The sequence below is a fragment of the Pseudomonadales bacterium genome (assembly GCA_041395945.1).
Taxonomy (GTDB): Bacteria; Pseudomonadota; Gammaproteobacteria; order Pseudomonadales; family Azotimanducaceae; genus SZUA-309.
In genome coordinates, this window is the sequence record JAWKZN010000002.1 from 477,631 (window position 1) to 491,056 (window position 13,426).

Annotated in this window: 13 protein-coding genes; 9 read left to right on the forward strand and 4 right to left on the reverse strand. The window is 60.5% G+C overall.

Annotation, left to right across the window (positions count from 1 at the left end; translation table 11 throughout):
* The first annotated feature begins 39 nt into the window (after positions 1-39).
* Positions 40-1,218, forward strand: coding sequence for an acyl-CoA dehydrogenase family protein (locus R3E82_18850; protein MEZ5552948.1), 1,179 nt, complete (start codon positions 40-42; stop codon positions 1,216-1,218).
* 65 nt (positions 1,219-1,283) lie between these two features.
* Here the strand turns inward: R3E82_18850 and R3E82_18855 are convergent, their stop codons facing one another.
* Positions 1,284-2,111: an isocitrate lyase/phosphoenolpyruvate mutase family protein gene (locus R3E82_18855; GenBank protein ID MEZ5552949.1), complete on the reverse strand. Its 828-nt coding sequence runs from the start codon at positions 2,109-2,111 to the stop codon at positions 1,284-1,286.
* 219 nt (positions 2,112-2,330) lie between these two features.
* Here R3E82_18855 and R3E82_18860 point away from each other — a divergent pair, with 219 nt between their 5' ends.
* The 5 genes from R3E82_18860 (at position 2,331) to R3E82_18880 (ending at position 7,927) form a co-directional block, all read left to right on the forward strand.
* Positions 2,331-2,561 (forward strand): hypothetical protein, encoded by a 231-nt coding sequence (locus R3E82_18860; protein MEZ5552950.1) that lies wholly within the window; start codon positions 2,331-2,333, stop codon positions 2,559-2,561.
* Between the two features lie 59 nt (positions 2,562-2,620).
* Positions 2,621-3,778, forward strand: a complete 1,158-nt coding sequence (locus R3E82_18865; protein ID MEZ5552951.1) for an alpha/beta hydrolase — start codon at positions 2,621-2,623, stop codon at positions 3,776-3,778.
* Between the two features lie 81 nt (positions 3,779-3,859).
* Positions 3,860-4,282: an SRPBCC family protein gene (locus tag R3E82_18870; protein MEZ5552952.1), complete on the forward strand. Its 423-nt coding sequence runs from the start codon at positions 3,860-3,862 to the stop codon at positions 4,280-4,282.
* Between the two features lie 44 nt (positions 4,283-4,326).
* A complete protein-coding gene (locus tag R3E82_18875) occupies positions 4,327-5,094 on the forward strand; it encodes an SDR family oxidoreductase (protein ID MEZ5552953.1) in 768 nt (255 codons plus the stop codon).
* Between the two features lie 130 nt (positions 5,095-5,224).
* Positions 5,225-7,927 carry a PEP/pyruvate-binding domain-containing protein gene (locus R3E82_18880; GenBank protein MEZ5552954.1) on the forward strand — a complete coding sequence of 901 codons (2,703 nt, stop codon included), beginning with the start codon at positions 5,225-5,227 and terminating at the stop codon, positions 7,925-7,927.
* On the opposite strand, the gene R3E82_18885 is transcribed toward R3E82_18880, so the two are convergent.
* The gene (locus R3E82_18885; GenBank protein ID MEZ5552955.1) at positions 7,917-8,951 is read right to left on the reverse strand and encodes an aminoglycoside phosphotransferase family protein; all 1,035 of its coding nucleotides are present in this window, start codon (positions 8,949-8,951) and stop codon (positions 7,917-7,919) included. The two genes, R3E82_18880 and R3E82_18885, sit on opposite strands and share 11 nt — an antisense overlap.
* A 320-nt stretch (positions 8,952-9,271) precedes the next feature.
* Here R3E82_18885 and R3E82_18890 point away from each other — a divergent pair, with 320 nt between their 5' ends.
* Both R3E82_18890 and R3E82_18895 read left to right on the forward strand, forming a co-directional pair.
* Positions 9,272-9,979, forward strand: coding sequence for a hypothetical protein (locus R3E82_18890; GenBank protein MEZ5552956.1), 708 nt, complete (start codon positions 9,272-9,274; stop codon positions 9,977-9,979).
* Positions 9,980-10,160: 181 nt separating this feature from the next.
* Positions 10,161-10,934, forward strand: a complete 774-nt coding sequence (locus R3E82_18895) for a cyclase family protein (GenBank protein ID MEZ5552957.1) — start codon at positions 10,161-10,163, stop codon at positions 10,932-10,934.
* 5 nt (positions 10,935-10,939) lie between these two features.
* Here R3E82_18895 and R3E82_18900 read toward each other — a convergent pair whose 3' ends face one another.
* Positions 10,940-11,875, reverse strand: a complete 936-nt coding sequence (locus R3E82_18900) for a stomatin-like protein (protein MEZ5552958.1) — start codon at positions 11,873-11,875, stop codon at positions 10,940-10,942.
* 56 nt (positions 11,876-11,931) lie between these two features.
* On the reverse strand, positions 11,932-12,375 hold the full coding sequence (locus R3E82_18905) for an NfeD family protein (protein ID MEZ5552959.1): 444 nt from the start codon (positions 12,373-12,375) through the stop codon (positions 11,932-11,934).
* 44 nt (positions 12,376-12,419) lie between these two features.
* On the opposite strand from R3E82_18905, the gene R3E82_18910 reads away from it, so the two are divergent.
* Positions 12,420-13,421 (forward strand): alpha/beta hydrolase, encoded by a 1,002-nt coding sequence (locus R3E82_18910; protein MEZ5552960.1) that lies wholly within the window; start codon positions 12,420-12,422, stop codon positions 13,419-13,421.
* Positions 13,422-13,426: the final 5 nt, after the last annotated feature.

Below are 13,426 nucleotides of genomic sequence, written 5' to 3' on the forward strand. Positions count from 1 at the left end.
GTTAGACTTCAGCCATAGATAAATCAGGGGAACGATCCGATGTCCGAGCACCAAGCATTTCGAGAGGAAACCCGGGCCTGGCTGGAATCCAACTGCCCGAAAGGCGCCCGGGGTCCTGGTCAGTTCGCGACCGGCAGCACCAAGGTGGAGCTCGAGCCCGATGTCGCCCTCTGGCTGTCCCGCATGGCCGAGCGTGGCTGGACTGCGCCAACCTGGCCCACCGAGTACGGCGGTGCCGGTCTGAAAGCCGCAGAAGCCCGCATACTCCAGGAGGAGATGGCAAAGATCGGCGCCCGTCCACCGCTCATGGGCATGGGTCTAAGCATGATCGGACCCACTCTGCTCGAATTCGGCACTGAGGATCAGAAGGCTCGTCACCTGCCCAGGATCGTGCGCGGCGAGGTGCAGTGGTGTCAGGGCTATTCCGAGCCAGGCGCCGGGTCAGACCTGGCCTCGCTGCGGACCCGCGCCGAGGATCAGGGCGACAACTTCCTGATCAATGGCCAGAAGATCTGGACCTCGGGTGGCATGACAGCCGACTGGATGTTCGCGCTGGTGCGCACCGATCCGGATGCGCCAAAACACGAAGGGATCAGCTTTGTGCTCTTCAGCATGGATCAACCCGGGGTCACCGTACGACCGATCCGCCTGATCAGCGGCAACTCGCCCTTCAGCGAAACCTTCCTGGACAACGTGATCGCCAGCAAGACCGATCTGGTGGGTCAGCTCAACAAGGGCTGGACCATCGGCAAACGCCTGCTCCAGTTCGAGCGCTCCGGTATCGGCGGCTTGAGCGGCGGACCGCGGCGCGACGTTGGACGCGAACTGGTAGACACGGCGCGCAAGTACATCGGCGAAGAAAAAGGTCGGATCACAGACACAGCAGCCCGGGACAAGGTGCTGCGCTACAACCTCGACATGGCAGCCTTCCGCCTCACAGTGAAGCGGGTCACCGAAGAGAACAAGTCGAGCCGCACACCCGGAGATGCCACTTCGATCTTCAAGCTGGTCGGGGCCACCCTGCAGCGGGATGGCGCGGACCTGAAACGCGATCTGATGGGTTTTCGCGGGGTGGGCTGGGACAAGGAAATTTACGAGCCGGATGAGCTGGAAGCCACCCGGGAGTGGTTGTGGAGTCGCACCACGACCATTTATGGCGGCACCAATGAGGTCCAGCGCAACATCATCGGCAAACGGGTGCTCGGCCTGCCCGACTGAGACGGCCGGCATCCCCAGGAAGCCATTTCGCTCCGGGGGTTCCTGGAGCGACTCTGAAGACGCAGCTATCTCTGCACGTCGCTCTGGAGCAGGCGATTCACCTCAGCCCCGGGGGCCGTGTTCCGGATCCAGCCGAAAGTGCCCTGGTCCAGCATTTCCCGACCCGCATCGAGCAGCGGTTTCACCGCAGCCCAGGTCAGCGCGCCGCCCACACTGACACGCTTCGCACCCGCCGCCGAAAAATCCTGCAGTGACGCATCGGGCATGAACACGCCGAGCACGTTGAACGGCCGCTGAATCGAGCCGGTGACCGTGCGCAGATCCTTCAGGGTGCGGATTCCCGGGGCGTAGAGCACATGCGCGCCGGCGGCCTGGTATGCGAGCAGCCGCTGTATGGTGTCATCGAGGTCATTTACCCCCCGCAGCAGATTCTCAGCTCGCGCGGTCAGCTGAAAGGCCAGACCTGAATTCTCGATCGCTTCAGCTGCAGCCTGCAGTCTCTCTACTGCCTGATTCCGGCCGAACAGCGTGCGCGTGCTGCGGCTGAAATCTTCGATGGAACCACCGGCGACGCCGGTTTCAAGGAGCCGCAGTACATTCGTGGCAACCGTTTCGGGATCGTCCGCAAAGCCATCTTCGAAGTCTGCGTTCACAGGAATATCGGTAGCAGAGGCCAGCGTCCGGCAATGTGCGAGCTTCTCTTCCAGTGTGGGTTTGCCGTCCGTTCGACCCAGCGAATACGCAAACCCTGCACTGGTCGTGGCCAGCGCCTTAAAGCCCAGTTCCTGCAGGATTTTCGCGGAGCCCGCATCCCAGGGGTTGGGGATGATGAAAGCATCCGCCTGGCTGTGCAGCGCCGCGAACTGATCACACTTTTCAGACTGGCTGGTCATATTCGATTCTCCTGTGAACGCTCTACTCACCGGTCCCGACGAATTCCACCAACGATTGGCGAAATCGGCCCGATCGCTCAGCCGCTGCGGCGCCAACCCGATGAATCCACACGGGTTTCTGATTGGCACGATGGTTGCTCGATCAAGCCCGGGTATCAGTATGTTCCTGATTCGAGAAACGGCAGTGTAAAGAAGATGAGCGCGAGAACGGGAGTAGCGGTGCATTTTGTTCAATCTGACCAGAACCCGGAGACAATCATGGTCCCAGCTCTGCTGAAGTATTCCTGCGCCGGTCTGGCGGGCGTTCTCATCTGCGCCATTCTGACCATTCTCATAGCCCAGCGAGTCTCTGACGGGCCGGTCGAATTTCTGCAGGGTGGACCTTTCAAAACTGGCGAGCACGTTGAAGAGACGGTCGCTTATCCTGGAAGGCATTTTCCATTACCCTGAGACCGTGATCGCCGCTCGGGGTGACTCGATCGGATACTCATGATTATCTGGAGCATCTCATGCAGAATCAGAGGCTGCCGACGACCACCCTCCTCCCATTCCTGTTGCTCTCTGCACTGACGCTCACCGGCTGTGGTGCTGACGATCCTGGGCCCACCCCGAATGTGGCACCCGACACCGCGGCCGCGCCGGCTGAAGACGCCGCTGCCACCGCAGTACCCATCGAAGAGACTCTGCTGCCCGGTATCAGAATGCACTTCGTCGATTCCAACGGTATCCGCTTGCGCGTCGCCGAAATGGGCGAAGGACCTGTTGTCCTGCTCGCACACGGCTGGCCCGAATCCTGGTATTCCTGGCGTCATCAGATACGCGCCCTGGCAGCTGCCGGTTATCGTGTGCTGGCGCCGGATATGCGCGGCTACGGGGCAAGTGACGCGCCCGGACCGGAAGAAGATTACAACCTGGTGACTCTGGCAGCGGACATGGTCGGGATACTGGATGCCTTTGCAGTCACCGAAGCAACCATGGTGGGCCACGACTGGGGTGCACCGGTCGCGACTCACAGCGTGCTGCTGCATCCGGAGCGGTTCAATGGACTCATCATCATGAGCGTCCCCTACGGCGGCCGCGCGCCGAATCCTCCGATGGCGGGCATGCGGTCCCGGGTCGGTGACAACTTTTTCTATATTCTCTACCACAATGAGCCCAACGGGGTTGCAGAAGCCGAGTACGATGCCGACCCGCGCGGCCTGCTGAGTCGCCTCTACCTCTCACCGGACTCCCCCCGAGAGGCACCGGAGGTAACCGACCCGAAGCGCGCCGCTGGTGGCTGGATTCCCCGTCTCGGTGCCGCGAAGGGTCTGCCCGACTGGCTGACTCAGCAGGATCTGGATTACTACGTGAGCCAGGTTGAAGACGCCGGTTTTCGCGGTGGCGTGAACTACTACCGGAACATCGGGCGGAACTGGGAGCTCACCGAAAACCTCGCAGGCGCCAGCGTCCGTGTGCCAACTCTGTTTATCGCCGGAGACAAGGACATCGTGATCGGAGGTGCGACGCAGGCAGATCTGGAAGGCATGATGAAGCCTGTAATCCCGGAACTGAAGGGCGTGCTGCTGATTCCCGGTATCGGACACTGGGTACAGCAGGAGGCGCCGGAACAGACCAGCGCAGCGATACTCGAATTTCTTGCAGACCTGCACGCACACCGCGAATAAACTGCAACAGTTGAGTAACTGGAACAGATCCGCAGCCACAGCAGGTCAACACCCACAATGGACCAGAAAGGAGGAACCGGGATGGCACAGGCCAGAGTCGTGGAAGTCATCAATGCACCCGTCGATCGGGTCTGGCAGCATCTGGGCAACTTTGCCGGTATAAGACCCGGCCCGGGCATCGATGCGGTCGAATACACAGGCGAGGGCGTCGGTATGACCCGTAACATGCGACTGAGCACCGGTACCGTCATCGAACAGCTCACTCATCACGATCCGGCGAAGAAGACCTTCAGCTACGCGATCATCAATGAAGATTCCCCGCTGCCTTTCAAAAACTACTCCGCCACCGTCCAGCTGCTGGCCAACGACGACGACTCAACGACAGTGGAGTGGACGGGGACATTCGAACCGGAAGGTATTGAAGAAGCCAAGGCGATAAGATTCGCAACAGGCATCTACACCAGCGCCATCAAGAACGCCAGAGCTGAGCTGAAGGCCGACTGAGCGATGGCCGCATCCCTCTCTCTCCCAGCAACCCGGCAACCTGAATGACCAGAGTTGCCGGCAAGGTAGCCATCATTACCGGAGCCGCCTCGGGGCTCGGCAAGGCAGACGCTTTCCGACTCGCCGAAGAAGGTGCTCAGCTGATGCTGACAGACATCAACGAAGAGGCGGGTAACGAAGTCGCGAAGGCCTGTGGCGGCCTGTTCTTTACCCAGGATGTGAGCAACGAAACCTCCTGGTCCGAACTCATCGAGCGAACCATCTCCAGCTTCGGGCGCCTGGACGTGCTCGTCAACAATGCCGGCATCGCTCCCACAGCCAATATCGAATCCACTTCCACAGAGCAATGGCACCTCACTCTGCGTGTCCACCTCGATGGTACTTTCTTCGGCTGCCGCGCGGCCATTCCGGTGATCGCAGAATCCGGTGGGGGTTCGATTATCAACATGTCTTCAACCGCCGCCCTGGTGGGACTGTCTCCCTATCTCGCCTATTCAGCGGCCAAAGGCGGGATCCGATCGATGACAAAATCGATTGCCAGCCACTGCCGTGAACAGAAGAACAACATTCGTTGCAACTCGATACATCCCGGCAGTATCTCCACACCGATGGTGCACAACGCGCTGGAAAGTCTTTCGGGATACCGGCTGATGGATCAGGAAGACCCGGAAGCGGCCCGCATAGCGCTCGGGATCGGTGAACCACTCGATGTCGCGAACATGGTTCTGTTCCTAGCATCGGACGAATCCAAACACATTAACGGGGCCGAAATCCTCATCGATGGCGGCTCCACCTTCGGAGCATCCAGATGAGTGTGACCGGCCAGGTCACCATGGCGGGTCACGCACCCACGCACGTCGCCTGCCTGATGGACCGGGATGGGACAATGCCGAAACTGGTCCCATAGCCCGGGACAGTGCAGACACTGATCCCGATGGTGTCATGACACCTCGCCCAGCCTTTGTGATTCCCCTTGCCACCAAAGGGCTTTCGCTCAGCCAGGTCGGCGGCAAAAGCCGATCGCTTTCTGTACTGGCCTGCGCCGGTCTGCCGGTACCCTCCGGTTTTCTGATCTCCACAGACGCCTACAGGCTGTTCGTCGCACACAACGATCTGGGGACACGCATTCGTACACTGCTGGCAGAGCTGGATAGCGGATCCATCGCATCACTGGAAAGTACCTCAGACCGGATACGCGGTCTCTTCGAAGCGCATGAACTGCCTGCCGAAGTCGAGTCTGCAGTGATCGAGTCATGGCGCGCTCTGGGAGAACGAGGCTTCTACGCTGTGCGTTCCTCTGCCACCGCAGAAGATCTGCCCGACTTCTCTTTCGCAGGACAGCACGACAGCTTTCTCGGAGTACAGGGTCGCGACGCTGTGCTCCACGCCATTCGACTCTGCTGGGCGTCGCTGTGGAGCGCGCGGGCGATCGGCTACCGCCAGCGAATGGCCATAGATGCTGACCGAGTCGCCATGGGTGTGATTGTGCAGGAGATGGCGGACGCACAGGTGTCCGGAATTCTGTTTACCGCAAACCCGGCCACCGGAGATCCTTCGGAGCTTGTGATCAATGCGGGATTCGGACTGGGAGAAGCGATCGTGGGTGGTCTGGTGACGCCGGATACCTTTCTGCTTTCCCGGGACGATCTGCGTGTGCGCAGAACCGTGATCGGTGCCAAAGCACAGATGATCGTCCCGGGTGAGGGATCCGATAGTCAGATCGCGAATACCCGCGTCGTGGATGTTCCGCCTGCGGATCGCCTGCGAGCCGCCCTCAGCACGGAAACACTCGGTGAAATCGCATCTCTCGGCCTGAAGATCGAAGCACTGTGTGATGGCCAGCCCCAGGACATCGAGTGGGCCATTGCTGACGGAAGGCTGTTGCTGCTGCAGTCCCGACCCATCACGAATCTGCCTGCCGGATCTCTCCCCGACATCCGCTGGGAACCACCCCGTCCCGGTTCAAGGCTCGTCCGGCGGCAGGTTGTCGAGAACATGCCCCAGCCGCTTTCGACCCTGTTTGAAGATCTGTATCTGAATGAAGGACTGGACCGGGGCCTCGACAATTTCACGTCAGTGATGAAACTGCCCTTCGATCTGGACGCGTTCATCACCCGCCCGATGTTCGTGACCGTGAACGGCTTCGGTTACTGCCGATACGATCTGCATTTATCCTGGCGTGTATTGTCCATCATTCCCAGGATGATCTACTGGTACATCCGCCATCTACCCCGGTTCATCAGACAGCTGATCCCGCTCTGGGAGTCTTCCGGGCTTCCCGAGTATCAGGCGACCATCGAGCGATGGCGTTCGCTTGACTGCAGCCTGGAATCTGATGCGCAGCTGCTGAGCGGCATCCGCGCACTGGCGCTTGCAGACGCCGTCTACTGGTTCTACATCACGCTGATGGTCGGCGCGGCGAAGATCACCGAAGAAATGCTGAGTCGCACCCTCAGATCAAAGTCCCTCCAGTCCCGATTTACCACCGGCATGTTCCTCAGTGGCTTCCCATCGAAGACGGACGAAGCGAAGAACGCACTGGCAGCAATCGCGAGCTCAATCACCCGGGACAGCACCCTGCGTCACTTTGTGCTGAGCACGCCTGCAGAAATTCTCGTTTCGACCCTTCTCGATGATCCCCGGGCTGCTGCTATCCGGGACCCCTTCGCTGAGTACCTGTACGAGTACGGCCACCAGGTTTACGACCTGGATTTCGTGGAGCCCACCCAGGGCGAGGATCCTCTACCGGTGGTGCTCAGTCTGCAGGCACTCGTCCGAAAACTGCAGATCCACGACAATCCGGCGGACGCACAGGGTGAATCATCATCAGTGGCCCAGGAACGACGCGACACATCGATCACCGCAGCACGCGCCGCCATGGGTCCCATCCGAAAAAGGTTTTTCAACGCTTTTCTGCGCTGGGCACTGAAGTTCGGCCCCTATCGGGAGCAGGCACTTTTCCATATGGGTGCAGCCTGGCCGACCTTGCGCAAGCTGGCCTTCGAACTTGGCGGACGCCTGACCGACGCTGGCATTCTCCACTCCGCCGGCGCCGTGTTTTTCCTCACCAGCGAAGAACTCCGTCAGGCATGCGACGCTCGGACGGAGTTCAGCGAGAACGGCAGGCTCAGAAAACCCGGTGAGTCCAGCGAAGCAGGCGGGTTCAGTGAACTCGCAGAGCAACGGCAGGCTCTGAGAGAAGCGCGCAAGCGCCTGCATCCGCCCCCGCGTGTTCCGCAGGACTTACGCTTCAAATTCGGACCCTTCGATTTCACCCGCTACTTCGAGGTCTGGGAAACCCAGATGCACAACGACCCCGCTTCTTCCACGTTGCACGGATTTCCCGTCAGCCCCGGCACGGTGACCGGAACGGTGAGTCTGATTCTCTCCCCGGCTGATTTCGCACAGATGAAACCCGACACCATTCTGGTGTGCCCCACAACCACCCCCGCCTGGACGCCGCTGTTCTCCCAGGCCATCGGTCTGATCACGGATATCGGCGGGGTGCTCGCTCATGGTTCCATCGTAGCGCGGGAGTATGGTATTCCCGCCGTACTCGGCACCGGCGACATCACCCGCCGTATCACCAGCGGTCAGCGGGTCACCCTGAACGGGGTGACAGGCACCGTGACGCTCATCGACTGATCATCTGCGCACAATCAAGGTCTTCGAAGGCCAGGAAGGCCCGCTCCAGATGCGGCCACCATATGCCGGCGGGGATGACGCTCGCGTAGACAACCACCTTCGTCAGCAGTCCGGCCACCATGAAGCGGTAGTCGTCCCAGACAGCTTTGAAGTCACAGTCGACTCCGAGCGATTGCAGAGCAGCCACATAGTCGGCAACCAGGGGCTTCTCGAAGCGCTGCCGGCGCTCGGGGAACCAGTGCAGGGCCATCATGTAGGCGAGATCAGCTGCACCGAAGTCCACACCCCAGAGTTGCCAGTCGATCAGGAGAGACACCCGGGACTCATCCTCCGGAATCAGAAAATTCCACAGGTGAGCGTCGCCATGCACAACGGTCTGCCGTCCGGATCCCGCAAGTCGGGACTCGTGCAGGTGCGGATAGACGTCCGCCAGCCGCTCGATGAGAGCGCGCCTGCCCGGCGACAGCGCGTCTCCCAGCCGATCAATCAGATTCTGCGCGGACGATCTGATTCTCAGATCGTCCGCTTCCCGCCCGGCCCCTCTCGTCGCCCGCTCTGCATCCACGCGCACATCTCCCCACCAGTGCGCGTGCACACCGGCAAGCGCCTGCACCACCCGTACACAGTCTCGCTGCTGAAACGGCACCGGCCAGTCAGATCCGATAAAGGGTCCTGCCATGTCTTTCATCAGCAGCACCGCCAACCGGGTCCCGTCATCAACCAGATTTCCATAGATTTCGACGAGTGCATCCGGATTCTGACGCCGATCCTGATTCGCGAACGCATAGAAGCTCGCTTCCGCTCGACCTGCACGGAATATCGGAGCTTCCGTGACCTTCATCAGAGCGCGCTCGGGGCGCTTACCCGTGCTGTCAGCGCTGTAGGTCAGGCGCAGGTCATAAATCTTCGATGTGAAAGCGGTATAACTGCTCGGCGTCTGCACAGCATTTTCCACAACACCACCGGTCAGCTGTCCCGACTCCAGCAGCATCCGGGTCAGCGTCTGTTCGTCCAGTGTGTTCATCTGTCGGGTTCCTTCGGTTGAATGCAGTTCGCGATTGTGTCGCTGAGATCTCTGTCTCGGCGATCGGGCACCGAGCTTAAGGGAATTGATCTGTCGATCGCAGACTGTTATAAATCCCGCACTTCGAAGACGGACGGAAGTGCGTCCTGGGCACCTTCGCTACCCCCCGCAGCTGATCCTCTCCCCGCCGCAACAGACAAACCACTGGACGAAATGTTGTGAGTTCGCACTCATTTCACCGGCTGGCTTGTTATGAAAGCCGGAGACGAGCAGTATCAGGAAGCCCTGTTTCGGGCGAATTCTTCTAAAGGGGGAGAAAAATGTTTAAAAAAACGCTGTTTCTAGCAGTAACCTGGTGTTTCGCCGCATCCGTAGTCGCCGACCCGGTCTCGGTCCGTTACGGCTTCAGTACCGATGGCCCACCTGCTGCGCTGATCGACTACATCAAGCAGGCCTCGGCTGTTCAGAACAAGCTCAATCCTGGGACCCAGCCAGAATTGTGGCTGAACACCTTCCACGGACCGAATACCTCCGGTGGCTCCGTCGTCGTCCAGTATCCGAGCATGGAGGCATTTGCCGCTGCGACGAAACGGAATCAGGAGAGTGCTGAATGGGCAGCCGCGCTGCAGAAAATGCCAGCCAGCGCCCAGCTGCGCTACACGGGTCTGAGCAACGTGCTCTGGCAGGAAGCAGACGCAAAGGTTGCTGCTGCTGGTGAAGTGATGATGATTTTCACTTTCGAAGTTCTGCAAGGCGGCACTGCTCCCCTGGTGGAGTTCGCCAAGAAAGCGGCGGCGACACAGGGAACGATCGGCGTGCAGAGCACTTTCAGAGTCGTCGCACCGACCCTGTCCGGGGACAACGTCGGTACGGCCACCGTGCTGGTACGGTATCCGAACCTGACAGCCTATGCCGAAGGGACGACCAAGCTTGCCGGCAACAAGACGTGGCAGGATCTTCTGGCCACTTTCCCTGCAGCAAACTACCGCATCAGCTACACGGCCCTGTCGACGGCGGCCGCTCTCTGATCTAATTTGTCCGGTGCTGGAGATCTGGCGGGTGCGTTGGCGACAGCGCACCCGCTTGCCGTTGGTGCGTGCACTTTATAAGCGACACGGTTTCACCGATTGCGGCCCCTTCGGCAACTACAAGCCAGACCCACACAGCCACTTCATGACCCGGGAAATCCAACAGCCTCTGAGGTGAACCATGCGATTCGTCGATCTCTCCGTCTCCATCGAAAACAACGAACACACCGACCACCCGGGTGGCAGCCCGAAAGTCACCTACCGCACCCACCAGGAAACTGCCGGGGGACTGGCGCACTTTTTCGAGGGTCTGCAGCCCACCGATCTGCCGGACAGCGAAGGCTGGGCGGTAGAGACCATCACGCTGTCGACCCACAACGGCACTCACATGGACGCGCCCTGGCACTTCCACTCCACTACCGACCATGGCGCACGACGTGCGCCCTCCATCGACGAGACCCCCCTCGAGTACTGCTTCAAACCCGGCGTGAAACTGGACTTCCGGCATTTCGCAGACGGCTATCTGGTTTCAGCAGCGGATGTGGAGGCCGAACTCGTTCGCATCGGGCACACACTGCAGCCCCTCGACATCGTGCTGGTGAACACCAGCGCTGGCGCATATTTCGGTAAACCGGGCTATGTGGATCGTGGCTGCGGCATGGGACGCGAAGCCACCCTCTATCTCACCGAGCGCGGAGTACGCGTAGTCGGCACAGATGGCTGGTCCTGGGATGCACCGTTCAAACACACCGCAGTGAAATGGCGCGAAAGCCATGATGCATCCATCATCTGGGAAGGGCATAAGGCAGGCCGGGAAATCCCCTACTGGCAGATGGAGAAACTGCACAACCTCGAAGCGCTGCCGGCTCATGGCTTCACCGTGGCCTGCTTCCCGGTGAAGATCGCCAGAGCGTCCGCCGGCTGGACACGGGCGGTGGCGATGTTCGAATCATAGCCCGATCAGCCCGGCTGGGAGTCTCCGCGCACCTGATTCATGGTGCTCATGGCAGTTGCAACCAGTGTGGCGACATCTCCGAGCTGGGCCGGCACGATCATGGTGTTATTGGTCTTGGCCAGCCGACCGAACTCTGTCACCCACTGCTCCGCCACCCGCAAGCTGACCGCATCCCGGCCACCCGGTTCGGATATGGCACTGGCGACCTCCCGCAGTCCGTGCGCTGTTGCCTCGGCAATGAGACGGATTTCCTGGGCCCGGCCTTCCGCCTCGTTGATCTGCCGCAGCTTTTCCGCTTCCGAAAGGTTGATTGTCTCCTGCTTCTCGCCTTCTGAGACGTTGATGCGCGCCTGACGCTCGCCCTCTGACTGCGCCACCACGGCGCGCCGCTCCCGCTCAGCACGCATCTGCTTTTCCAGTGCGTCGCGCACCGATTCCGGAGGCATGATGTCCTTGATCTCGTAACGGAGAATCTTCACGCCCCAGGGTTCCGCCGCCCGGTCTACCGCATTCACCACCTGGGCGTTGATGGTTTCCCGTTCTTCGAAGGAGCGATCGAGTTCAATCTTGCCGATCTCGGAGCGCAGTGTGGTCTGGGCAAGCTGGGAGGTTGCAAACAGGTAGTTCTCGATACCATAGCTGGCCGAGCGGGCGTCCACCACCTGCAGGTAGATCACCCCATCCACCGCCACCGCGATGTTGTCCTTGGTGATGCAGGTCTGGGAGGCCACATCGAAGGCCTGCTCCTTGAGGGTGTGCTTGTAGGCGACCCGGTCCACGAAGGGAATCAGGATATGAAAGCCGGCATCCAGAGTGCGTGAGAACTTGCCGAGGCGTTCGATCACGAACTGCTCCCGCTGGGGCACCACCCGGGCCGTTTTCGCCAGGGCAACGAGAACGACGACCGCAACACCAATACTCAGGATCAGGGAAATTTCCACGGTGATCGGCTCTCCTTCCGGTGATCTGGCAGCTCAAAGATCAGTGATGACAGGACTCAGTCGGCTACGGGCTCAATCTCCAGCAGCGAACCTTTACGATCCGAAATGCGCGCAACCGATCCCGGCGGAAACAGCGCTGATGTGCTCTTCGAATCCCAGCTCGCCCCCCGATAGTCCACCTTTCCGCGACCCGGGCTGGCCGCATCGAAGCCGCTCGCTATGCGGACCTCATGGCCGATGAAGTCATCGTCCACATCAGCGGAAATCGTAGTGCCGACAAACCACTCCTGAAAACGGCTGCGCAGCAGCAGCACGGAGCCCAGCGAGAGCGCGGCAAACATCAGATAGGGCAGTCCGTATGCGTCTGTCATGCCGGCCCACAGCAGCAGGCCGACACAGAGCGCGGCCAGGCCGAAAAAGACGACGATAAAACTGGTCAGCACGAATTCGGCGACGATCAGCACGAAGCCGACAAGTATCCAGATGAGGGCGATTTCCATGGCACAACGATAACCCCCGTCATCCGGGTTGCCAACCAGCCGGTGTGAAACTCACACTGGCACCACAATCCCGAAAAGCCCCGGAGGCCATCGCCATGCACAAACGCACCACAGGACTTTCAGCAGAAAGACCGCTGGCAAAAAGACTTCCGCCGGGAAAGCCATTCAGCCACCGGCTACTGTTCGCCGGCGCAGGCCTGCTCCTGTTCGCCCACCTGGCCGCGGCGGCCGAAGTCATACCGTTGTACTCAGGTCCCGCCCCTGGCTCCGAAGACTGGGACCACCAGGAATCGCAATACTATTCAGACATTTTCAGAACGGAAGTGGTCACCAACGTAAGCCACCCGACCCTGACCGCGTTTCTTCCCGACCCGGCCATCGCCAGCGGTACCGCGGTCATCATCGCCCCCGGCGGTGGATTCCATGCACTGTCGATCAACAGCGAAGGTAACGACGTCGCCCGCTGGCTGCAGCAACGCGGCGTGGCCGCCTTCGTACTCAGATATCGCCTGGTGCCCACCGGCAAAGACGGTGTGGCCGACATGGTCGCCAAAACTCCTGAGCAGACCCGCTCGGATATGGCCGCGATCGCACCACTGTCCGGCGCCGACGGTCTGGCAGCGATGCGGCTGGTCCGCACCCGACACAGTGCCTTCGGCATCTCCCCGGATCGAATCGGGTTCATGGGATTTTCTGCCGGGGGCGCGGTGGCAACCCTGGTTGCTTCCCGCTACGACGCAGCCACACGCCCGGATTTCGTCGCACCCATCTACGCGGGTATCGGCATGATCGGAGACACTCCGGTGCGCGAAGACGCACCACCGCTGTTCATCGTTGCAGCGACCGACGATCAACTCGATCTCGCCAGAGACAGTCTGACGCTTTACGGAAAATGGCTGGACGCGAAAAGGTCCGCCGAGCTGCACATCTATGCCAGCGGCGGACACGGCTTCGGCATGCGGCGCCAGGATCTGCCGACAGATCGCTGGATCGATCGCTTCGGAGACTGGCTGGCCGCGCAGGGTCTGATGGCGGTAGCCCAATGAGACGC

Bases quoted from the DNA above. Each gene is read 5' to 3' on its own strand.
- R3E82_18850 (MEZ5552948.1), top strand. From the start codon at position 40: ATGTCCGAGCACCAAGCATTTCGAGAGGAAACCCGGGCCTGGCTGGAA.
- R3E82_18855 (MEZ5552949.1), bottom strand. From the start codon at position 2,111: ATGACCAGCCAGTCTGAAAAGTGTGATCAGTTCGCGGCGCTGCACAGC.
- R3E82_18865 (MEZ5552951.1), top strand. From the start codon at position 2,621: ATGCAGAATCAGAGGCTGCCGACGACCACCCTCCTCCCATTCCTGTTG.
- R3E82_18870 (MEZ5552952.1), top strand. From the start codon at position 3,860: ATGGCACAGGCCAGAGTCGTGGAAGTCATCAATGCACCCGTCGATCGG.
- R3E82_18875 (MEZ5552953.1), top strand. From the start codon at position 4,327: ATGACCAGAGTTGCCGGCAAGGTAGCCATCATTACCGGAGCCGCCTCG.
- R3E82_18880 (MEZ5552954.1), top strand. From the start codon at position 5,225: ATGACACCTCGCCCAGCCTTTGTGATTCCCCTTGCCACCAAAGGGCTT.
- R3E82_18885 (MEZ5552955.1), bottom strand. From the start codon at position 8,951: ATGAACACACTGGACGAACAGACGCTGACCCGGATGCTGCTGGAGTCG.
- R3E82_18890 (MEZ5552956.1), top strand. From the start codon at position 9,272: ATGTTTAAAAAAACGCTGTTTCTAGCAGTAACCTGGTGTTTCGCCGCA.
- R3E82_18895 (MEZ5552957.1), top strand. From the start codon at position 10,161: ATGCGATTCGTCGATCTCTCCGTCTCCATCGAAAACAACGAACACACC.
- R3E82_18905 (MEZ5552959.1), bottom strand. From the start codon at position 12,375: ATGGAAATCGCCCTCATCTGGATACTTGTCGGCTTCGTGCTGATCGTC.